The organism is Acidobacterium sp. S8, from assembly GCF_009765985.1.
GTDB lineage: Bacteria > Acidobacteriota > Terriglobia > Terriglobales > Acidobacteriaceae > Alloacidobacterium.
Map to the genome: position 1 here is coordinate 195,133 of NZ_LMUM01000004.1, position 9,875 is coordinate 205,007.

General features: G+C 55.6%; 5 protein-coding genes and 1 pseudogene. 1 reads left to right on the top strand and 5 read right to left on the bottom strand.

Features of this window, described 5'->3' with window-relative positions:
• Positions 1-358 precede the first annotated feature (358 nt).
• From GSQ86_RS01575 to GSQ86_RS01595, 5 genes are all read right to left on the bottom strand, one after another.
• A complete protein-coding gene (locus tag GSQ86_RS01575; protein WP_158748186.1) occupies positions 359-2,818 on the bottom strand; it encodes an ATP-dependent Clp protease ATP-binding subunit in 2,460 nt (819 codons plus the stop codon).
• Between the two features lie 225 nt (positions 2,819-3,043).
• Positions 3,044-3,814 carry an ABC transporter ATP-binding protein gene (locus tag GSQ86_RS01580; RefSeq protein WP_158748187.1) on the bottom strand — a complete coding sequence of 257 codons (771 nt, stop codon included), beginning with the start codon at positions 3,812-3,814 and terminating at the stop codon, positions 3,044-3,046.
• A 207-nt stretch (positions 3,815-4,021) separates the two neighbouring features.
• Entirely contained in the window at positions 4,022-5,326 is a 1,305-nt protein-coding gene (locus tag GSQ86_RS01585) for a zinc dependent phospholipase C family protein (protein WP_158748188.1), read from the bottom strand.
• Between the two features lie 40 nt (positions 5,327-5,366).
• Positions 5,367-6,620: an FtsX-like permease family protein gene (locus tag GSQ86_RS01590; protein ID WP_158748189.1), complete on the bottom strand. Its 1,254-nt coding sequence runs from the start codon at positions 6,618-6,620 to the stop codon at positions 5,367-5,369.
• Positions 6,617-8,812, bottom strand: a complete 2,196-nt coding sequence (locus tag GSQ86_RS01595; RefSeq protein ID WP_158748190.1) for a hypothetical protein — start codon at positions 8,810-8,812, stop codon at positions 6,617-6,619. Before GSQ86_RS01595 ends, GSQ86_RS01590 begins: the two co-directional genes overlap by 4 nt.
• A 293-nt stretch (positions 8,813-9,105) precedes the next feature.
• Here GSQ86_RS01595 and GSQ86_RS01600 point away from each other — a divergent pair.
• Positions 9,106-9,875, top strand: a pseudogene (locus GSQ86_RS01600) (alpha-mannosidase); the annotation flags it as partial.

Consider the following 9,875-nt stretch of genomic DNA (forward strand, 5'->3'; position numbering starts at 1 on the left):
GTCTGCTGGCGCGACCCCGCCAAGAGAACACATCGCCAGCCCCGCCGCTATAGACGGTTTTTGCAATAGTGCTTACAGGGGCATCCTGCGAGAAGTCTCTCGCGATCCCACATTCTCACGCTTCACATCTTTGCAAAGGAGCAACGGTGTCTGAGGGCGGTACATCCTGAAGCCGAGACAGACTCCAAATAAAAATGAAACTATCAGTACCGTCGGAAAAGTAGGGATCATCGCAAAGCTCCTTCCAAAACTGACGCAGAGTTGCGTCACATATTTGGTGCTTTGCCGCCGAGAATCGTTTCGCAAAAGAAGAGCCCCGTCCGCAGGGAACGGGGCTTTTTCAGGCCTGAAGCTTAGATTAGTTGCTGTAGAGCAGCACGCCATCGGTGTTGCTGGGTTCGCCTTCTTTGCCAACGGGCCGATAGAAGAGCTGGTTGTTCTCCAGGTAGACCTCAAGGAAGGCGGGTCGATCCTGGATGTGTCCGGCGATCAGCGCCTCCGAGAGCGGGTCCTCTACATACCGTTGCAGAGCACGGCGTAACGGGCGTGCCCCATAAGTGCGGTCCACCAGCGTCTTTTCGAGGATCCATTTCTTGGCCTCCTCATTAACGGAGATGGTGATAGCCTTCTGCGCCAGGTTCGCGTTGAGCTGCTGTACCAGCAGTTCGAGAATCTGGATCAGGTCGCCATCCGAGAGCGCCTGGAAGATGATAATTTCATCCAATCGATTGAGGAATTCCGGATTGAACGTTCTCTTAACTTCGTTCTTCACCAGTTCCTCGATCTTGTCTACCACCAGGTCTTCGCGGTCGCTCTGGAAGCCAAGACCCTGCTTCCGTTGCAGATGCCGCGCCCCGATGTTCGAGGTCATGATGAGGATGGTGTTTTTGAAGTCAACCGTGTTGCCGAGGCCGTCCGTCAGCTGGCCATCTTCAAAGACCTGCAGCAGGATGTTGAAGACATCCGGATGCGCCTTCTCAATCTCATCCAGCAACACGACAGAGTATGGCGAACGCTTGACCCGTTCGGTCAACTGGCCGCCTTCCTCGTAGCCCACATATCCCGGAGGCGAACCAATCAACTTCGAGACAGAATGCTTCTCCATGAACTCCGACATATCGAAGCGTATGAGTGCCTTTTCCGAGCCGAATAGGAACTGCGCCAGCGTACGCGCCATTTCCGTCTTACCAACGCCCGTAGGTCCGAGGAAGAGGAACGACCCAATCGGACGATGCGGCGATTTCAGACCGGCGCGTGAGCGCCGAATCGCGCGGGCAAGCGCCGAAATGGCCTTCTCCTGCGAGATGACGCGCTTGTGCAGCTCTTCTTCCACACGCAGCAGCTTCTGGGTTTCTTCTTCCTTAATGGACGTAACCGGCACACCAGTCCACCGGCTTACGACATCCTCGATATCTTCACGCGAGACGATGCCGGCAGCTGAGTCATCGAGATGATACTTGTCACGCAGTCCGCGCAGGTTCTCGCGTTCCTTACGTTCTTCATCCGAGTAGAACCGCGCTTTTTCGAATTCGTGGTTCGCAATCGCTGAGTCCATGCGGTGCACAATGAACTTGATCCGCTTGTGCACTTCAGTGATTTCCTCGGGCAGGGAAGTCTGCCGCAGCTTCACCCGCGCGCCAGCCTCATCGATCAGGTCGATAGCCTTATCGGGCAGGAACCTGTCAGGGATGTAGCGATTCGAATGCGACACGGCAAAGATGATCGACTCATCGGTATAGCTGACCGCATGGAACTTCTCATAGCGGTCCTTGATACCCATGATGATCTTGATTGCGTCTTCCTCGTTCGGCGGTGGAACTTTCACCGCCTGGAAGCGGCGTTCAAGCGAGCGGTCCTTCTCGATCGACTTACGGTATTCCCCCGGCGTGGTCGCGCCGATGCATTGGATTTCGCCACGCGAAAGCGCTGGTTTGAGGATATTGGCCGCATCGAGCGAACCTTCTGCCGATCCAGCGCCAACCAGCGTATGCAACTCGTCGATAAAGATGATGGAGTTCTGGTTCTCCATCAGCTCTTTCATGATCGTCTTGAGCCGTTCTTCGAACTGGCCGCGATACTTTGTGCCTGCAACGATCAACGAGAGATCGAGAGCAAGCACCCGCTTATCGGCCAGGAAGCTGGGCACATCGCCATCAGCAATGCGCTGAGCCAGTCCCTCGACAATGGCCGTCTTGCCCACACCAGGTTCGCCGATGAGCACGGGATTATTCTTAGTGCGGCGGCACAGAATCTGAACCACGCGTTCCAGTTCCTGATCGCGCCCAACCAATGGATCGAGCTGGTTGTCCATGGCTGCCTGGGTCAGGTCGCGGGAAAATTCCGCCAGCAGGCTCGACTCGCGGTTGCGCTGCTGAGCCGGGGCCTTCTCCTGCGTCGCCCGGGCCAGTTCTTCGCGAATCGCGATCAGCTTCAGCCCGCGCTCATGCAGTATTTCTGCCGCAAAACTCTTCTCTTCGCGCAGAAGTCCCAGTAAAAGATGTTCCGTTCCAATGTGTTTATGCGAAAGCCGCTCGGCTTCTTCCGCCGCGTAGGCCAGGACGCGCTTGCATTCGTTGGAGAGAGGAAGATCGACCGAAGTCGAAACTTTCTCCCGGATGGTAGTATGCCCTTCAATCTGTTTCCGGATGGATTCTACTGACGCATGCGACCGTAGAAAGCGGTTGGTCAGCGCCTTGTCCTCACGCAACAGGCCGAGCAACAGGTGCTCGGTCTCAATGTACGGGGAGCCAAACTGGCTGGCCTCATACCGTGCAAAAAATATGACGCGACGTGCTTTTTCTGTATAGCGCTCGAACATGTTCCCCCTAAGAAGGCTGCTGCGGTTGTCGAATCTCGGACTTCGTCCAAACCCTTCTTTTATGAGGGTTTATTCGCAGACTGCATATACCTTCGTCCGTGCCGCCGCCATCAACCCACTTGAAAACTGGCCCGGTTGAGTGCGGCCTTTGGTCTGGGTGCTCTCGCATCCATCCCGCTTATCCGAAATAGCTGTGCCAGCTCTCTCGGTCGTAGTTCGATCCGCTCAGACCTCCTGCGGATGCAATTCTTCTACGCGACCCTTTTCGAGCCGCAGAACCCGGCTACATCGCCGCGCCAACGCCATATTGTGCGTGACAAGTATGGACGTCAGGTGATGGCTTTGATGCAGCCGCTCAATCAATCTAAAGACCAGATCGGCAGTTCCACCGTCAAGATCGCCCGTGGGCTCATCCGCCAATAACAGCTTTGGCTGCGTAACCAGTGCCCGGGCGAGTGAAACGCGCTGCTGTTCGCCACCGGAAAGCTCGCCGGCTCGATGATCAGTACGGTCCCCTAACTCCACTTGTTCCAGCCACTTCTGCGCGGATTTGCCGGCTTCGGCCTTCGATAGGCCTCTGGCAAGCAACGGCATCGCAACGTTTTCCAGCGCCGTAAATTCAGGCAGAAGATAGTGAAATTGCCAGACATAGCCGACTTCCCGGTTGCGGAAGGAGGAGGCCTGCTTGGTCGAAAGCGTTTTCAATGGGGTTGAGGCGCAGTATACGTCACCGCCGGAAGGAGTATCAAGAGCACCTAAAATGTGCAAAAGCGTGCTTTTTCCTGCCCCGGATTGCCCTACGATTGCCAGCAGATCGCCTTGCGCGACCTCAAAACTAAGTCCTTCAAACAGCACCAGCTTTCCGCGCCCTGTCGTGTACTCCTTGCGCAGGTTTTTGACCTGTACTAATGGATGCGCGCGTTCAGTGGAAGGGCTCAGACCAGAAATTGCCGTATTCCCGGAAGGCAGGCCTGAGCTGGTTGAGAAGGTTCCCATACTTACCTCTAACACTGTTGGACACCAAAAAGGAAGCGCTGGCTCGCACGTTTTTGTGTCAGCGAACAAAATGTTCCCGGCAGGTACACGCGCGTAGACGACTTTCAGTAGATAGTTGCAGGCGGCCTGCCAAACATTTCCATCAGTTCTTGCGAAATCTGAAGGAATCGGCAAATCTTCGTTTCGGCAGCAAAAACAAGGCTATTTTCATCGAATCGGAACCACAGGCATGCCTTGCAGGACAGCCAGCTCGCTCTGGACGCGCTGCCAGGCTTTTGTATTTTTTTTGGTAATGATGGGGGATTTTGGGTCCGAATAATACGCCAGAATGTCCCGTTTCAACCCAGAGGGCGCGGGTTGGTCCGGCTTCGCGGTAATGATCGTCAGCAGCTTTGCATATGTCTCATCTGTCAGGGGATAGCCGCCGGGCTGGACGATGTAGCCGGTATCCAGATCGCGATTATTCAGCTGTAAGGTCGCCTCCGGCGTCTGGGCAGGGAATTGATGCAAGCGCCCTAGAAGTTCGGCGTATAAGTCCAATGATCTGTTCACGCTGGCGACATATTTGCTTTCAGTCTCTTCAGTTGGGATTTTGATAGATAGATCGGAAGCTGGTCCAACTTTAGGCACAATGATGACGAAAAAAGCGAGCAAATGGGTGCCGATTCCTGCCTTTTTGCGCGTGTTTTGCCACCCATGGTTGTAGTCCGCCTCCTGGATGCGCTTATCCAGCTTCTGGAATTCCTCAGTATCCGGATCTGGGAGGAAATCATGTTGGTGAATCAGCACTTCGGCGTGCGCAAAATTTGGCAGGAAAGAGCGCACCGAGTGACGGTACGAGCTGATGACCGCTTTTCGGCGCTCGTTTCCCAGAATTATCTTCAAATGTATGCCATATGTTTCGTAAAACGCCCGATCCAAGAGCTCGACCGAGACCCGTAAGCCAATGTGGTTGAGATAGGCGGAGGGAGCGAAGTGTTTTTTCGTCAGCTGATCGATGTCAAATGCGAACTCAGTACGGACGTGGCCGTGCGGGCTTTCGTCGTAGGTAATGGAATGTCCATACCGCAAGGCAAGTTTCGGAAATTCGATGGCGGTCGATGGATTGACGGCATCCTGATGCCCCACACTGTCTCCAACGAAGTGAGATAGAGCTCCAAGAGCGAAGGCCAACTCGTTTACGTTTCGTGCATTGCGAATCAGGCTGGCGACGAAATCGCCGGTGCGGACGTAATGGGTGAGATTGCTGAACAGAGTGTTTCCGAACGGATAATAACCCGCATCCTGTATTTCGCAGCCGCCGTATGCGTAGGACTGCGCTACCCGCAGTTCTTCAGCGGTTGTATTGGGGTAGCGTGCGAGCAGGAGCGGTTTGATTGAAGGACCCCAGGCAAGATCGATGATCTGCTGGTGAGTAAGAACCGAATATGCGAGGCACTGGGAAAGCGTAAGAATCCAGATGAGCAAAGCGCAGGTGAGCGGGTAGAGACAATCTTGCGGTCGTGCAGACATTCGCTTATTCGAGGCCGATACAGCTTTTTGGGTTGTCCCATTATTCATAGCGCAACGCTTCGGCGGGAAGCACTTTTGCAGCAGAGCTGGAGGGGTACAGAGTGGCCAGCAAAGAGACTCCGAGCGAAACGAGCGAAACAATGACACCATCCATAGCCCGAGGAGCGAAGGGCAGGTAATCAATGGAATATACATCCGCCGACAACGGGAAGTGATAACGTGCCCCCGCCCAGGATATGGCGTAACCGAGAAGGAGACCGATGATGGTTCCCAAAATACTGATGAGGAAGCCTTGTATGAGGAAGATGCGCCGCACCTGACCGGGCTGCACGCCCAGCGACATCAGCACGGCGATGTCTTTCGTCTTCTCCATGACCATCATGGTGAGCGCGATGAGGATATTCAGTGCTGCCACGCATACTATCAAACCGATAACGATGAAGGTAACAATCTGCTCGAGTTTCAGTGCTTTGAAGAGCTCGCGGTTCTGTTCCATCCAGTTTGTGGTTTCAAATCCGGGACCTGCGGCCTGCTCGATCTCTTTACCGATGCGATCGGCGTGGTAAAGATTGTCGACCTTGAAAGCAATTTCAGAGACAACATCGGGCTCTCCGAAGAGATGCTGCGCATCGACCAGCCGGACAAATCCGAAGCCGGAATCGTACTGATAGAAGCCGGAATGGAAGATGCCTGCGATCTGAAAGCGCTGATATTTGGGAACAATTCCATAGGGAGTCAGCTCGCCTTGTGGACTGGTGACGTTTACTGTATCGCCAACCTTGGCATCAAGCGTGTTTGCCAGATCGTAGCCGATCACAATGGGTGGCGTGGCGTGGTTCGCCTCGTCTGTGGACGCAATATTGATTGGCTGCGAGAGCGGAACTGCGCTGCCCGATTTGATTTGCGAAAGCAGATCGCTGACACCGCGCTCTTCGTCCGGAATGATCCCTTTCAACTCCGCTCCGCCGGAAAGCGCGCCGCGCGAGATAAGAACCGGCTCGTAGAGACCGGGCGCGGCTGCGGTGACGTGGGGAAGCCTCCGCATGCGTTCCGTCAGCTCACGCCAGTTACGAATACCGTCACTCTGGACCCGCATGAGCATGACATGGGCGGTCGAGCTCAGCAACCGCTCGCGCAAGTCGTGGCTCATGCCATTCGTGATGGCAAGGGCGATGATCAGCGAAGCGACACCTACTGCGACTCCGGCGACCGAGATGGCGGTAATTACACCTACGACGGCCTGCCTTCGTTTCGCTCTTAAGTAGCGGGCTGCAACAAAGAGCTCGAATCTCACCGAACGACTGCTTTCGCCGCTGCTGCATTCTCGTAACGATCGAAGACGCGGACTGTAATCAAATGTTCGGTTGGATTGGCAGGCGGTTCCGCGCCCGCAGGCAACGGTTTAGGCTGCGCTTCGAAGTCGTAGTGTTCGGTGAGGGAATCCGACAGCTTGCCGACGGGTTCGACATATTGCCAGGGGCCTGCGTCGACCGAATACTCAGCGTGGCCTATTGGCGTTGCGCTATCTGTAGCTGTCAAAGTTACGCGAATTTTCCCGTTCAGGATGCGCGCTTCCATTGCCGAAAGCACGGGTGGCGTGGTGTCGATGAGAAATCGATCACTTACGCGCTCTGCGGTTAAGGCCTCGCCGGGATTATGAGAGGGCGCATCGCTGGCCACGATTTTCAATCGATAGGCGCCATCGGGCAGAGAGGTGGAATCGAAGGTATAGAACCGATCTGTAACCCTGGCCTTCAGCAGTTGCCAGTTGGTTTCGTTATCGCCGCGATAGAAGAGGTTGTAGACAATCTCATCTCCATTGTCGTCATGCGCGGCCCAGCGCGCCGTTACGGCAGACTTATCGCGGATGCCGGAGAGCGGCTCACGTCCGGACTCGCTATTAAGCTGCAGGATAGGATTCGGCTGCGCATTGAAGTTGATGGATATGTTTTGCGATGGTTGCCCCGACGGTTGCGCATTTACGCGCGCGCCCGGTACGACAGCAATGTCATCGATCACCGGAGCCATGTTCACTGGCAGGTAGTTAATGCCAACGGAACCGACGGTAGCACCGGGATGGAGTACAACTTTCCACTGCACAAAGCGCGAGCTTTCAAGCCCGAGCGGACCGTTATTGGAGGTAACTTTTTTCCAGTCGCTCCAGGCACGCTGCGGGTTTTCGATGTTGCCTGCGCGCGCATAGAGTTCATAGCCGGTAGAAGCTGCATCGACTTCAGCGCGGCCCCACTGCGCGAAGACTCCGGCATCGAAGACGTCGCTGAGATAAGTGCTCTCAGCAGATTGTGCGTGGCTCAAAAGATAGACTTTCCCGGTGTTCGCGGTGGCGACGTAAAGTCCGCGTGGGGAGTCGGCAAAGCACACGGCCTGCGAAGCTTCAAGATGCGCGATGTCTGCGTACTGACCGTCATCCGCGATGCGATAAATGCGTCCGCGATTGCCGGAGGCGGCAAGCAGGCCCTGCGGCGACCAGTGCAGGGCGTAAACGATGTCATCATGAGCTGACCAGATTTTGCTCGGAGCGCCGTGCGCGGGGATGGAGTAGACCTCTGAGCCATCGGGAATGACCGTATTACCGTTAAAAGCCTGCACCGAGCCGGGCTGCACGATTGTAATTGTGGCGGTGACGGATGGAATTCCCTGGACCGGCAGCGGAGGTAAAGGGCCGGGTCCTTTGCCTCCTACTGCGGAGGCGTAGATAGTGCCGTTATCCCCCACTGTCAGCGAGGTGATCTCGCGCTTGGGAGCGTCGTAGAGAATATAGCCTTTCCCGCTGTTGTCCACGCGATAGACGAGGCCGCTACCGTCCGATCCCGCGATCAGGTTTCCTGCCTTGTCGAAGGCGATGGTACGAATATGCTGCTCATCGCTTTTGAAAAAGAGGACTGGTTTTGAGTTAGCCTTTGAGACATCGACGCGATAGACCGCTGCCGGACCTCCGGTCGCGATGTAGAGCTGGCCGCTGCCGTCGAAGGCCAGATCCCAGATGTATTTCGGCTTTTCTTCTGTCTGTGTGGGATCGAAGACTACCTCGGCCTTACTCTCGTCGAGATCGGCAGCATCAGCGGGAATTTTGTAGACCTTGCCCGAAGGTAATGTCGCTGCGTATATCGACCCATCCTTGCCGACTCGGACGGCCTGCACGGAAAGATCCTTGCTCGAGAAGATTTTTGCAATCTTGCCGTCTGACGTGACCCGCAGAACTGTGGCTGGTGAACCGGTCGCGGCATAGGCGTTGCCTGCGCTGTCGGCGGCGATGGACCAAACGTAGGTCGATGGAGTGATAGCGATCTGTTTGCTTTCAGGGCCGGCTTCGAGGGTGCCGTCACTGCGAATGACTACGCCCTGGGGGGTGCCTTTTTCGAGGTCTTCGACGCGCTGCTGCGTCCAGATACGGGTACCCTGTGCTGTGGCAACGGAGGCGGTGAGGCAGAGGAAGATCAGGCTGGCGGGCAGGCGGCGCATCATCTGATGTTGAGTCTACTAAATCGGAGTCTGGAAACCCCCATATCCTGCGATTGGGCTTTGCCACGGGGTTCCGAATGGGTCTCGCCGGGCGGAAGGAGCGGGCCAGCCGGTTTGGCTGTGTTCGAGGAAAAAGCGCTCCAACTTTGGTCAAGAAAGGAGAGGTCCGAATATCTGGAATGGAATCGTTTCCACTTTTCGTTTCAGAGGAATATAATTCGACCCGTCTCTACCCGTTGTTCTGAGAAAGGCTACTGCCGAGGTAACGCGGGAATCAAGAGCAAGGAGATTTGCAGGTGAAGACTGGATTGGGTCGCGGTGTGGCATGGGGCACGATTTGCGCCACTGCGCTGTTTTTTTCCTCTGCTGTGCATGCGCAAGATGCGCAGGAAGTAGCACAGATTACTAAATCAATGCCCAGCGGAGCGCAGGAAGTTGTGCAACGACTTGGGGAGCTTGACCATTTACCCGCAGGCGAGTGGCGCTTTCACGCCGGCGATGTTGCGCACGGCGAGAGCACAGACCTCGATGATTCAAGCTGGCAGACAGTAAAGCCTGGCTTCGAGTCTTCGGGCGAAGCGGCATGGTTCCGGCGCTGGGTAGAAGTACCTAAGACGCTGCATGGCTACGACCTGACTGATACGCGTATCTGGTTCAGATTTGCCGCCGAAGCGAACGGCCCGATGCCGCAGATTATTTATTTCAACGGCAGCCGCGTGGCGCTGGGCGATGATCTGGAACCGATCGTACTGCTCGATCATGCCAAGCCGGGACAAAAAGTTCTGGTCGCTGTGAAGCTGCTGCAGACGGTCGATCAAAAGCGTTTCCACAACGCGCAATTCAAGATCGACTTCTCGGAGAGCCGTCCGAATCCTGACGATCTGCGCAAGGAGTTTCTCTCGGCCGCGTTGCTCGTTCCGAGCCTTTCGAAGAACCAGCAGGGTGACGAGGCTACGCTCGAGAAATCGATTCAGTCTGTCGATCTGAAGGCGCTCGATGGCGCCGATCAGTCGAAGTTTGACGCTTCGCTCAAGCAGTCGCAAAGCCAGCTTGAATCGCTGAAGCC

What these genes read in the sequence shown, in the direction of transcription:
- GSQ86_RS01575 (WP_158748186.1), bottom strand. Translation starts at nt 2,818, where the DNA reads ATGTTCGAGCGCTATACAGAAAAAGCACGTCGCGTCATATTTTTTGCA.
- GSQ86_RS01580 (WP_158748187.1), bottom strand. Translation starts at nt 3,814, where the DNA reads ATGGGAACCTTCTCAACCAGCTCAGGCCTGCCTTCCGGGAATACGGCA.
- GSQ86_RS01585 (WP_158748188.1), bottom strand. Translation starts at nt 5,326, where the DNA reads ATGTCTGCACGACCGCAAGATTGTCTCTACCCGCTCACCTGCGCTTTG.
- GSQ86_RS01595 (WP_158748190.1), bottom strand. Translation starts at nt 8,812, where the DNA reads ATGATGCGCCGCCTGCCCGCCAGCCTGATCTTCCTCTGCCTCACCGCC.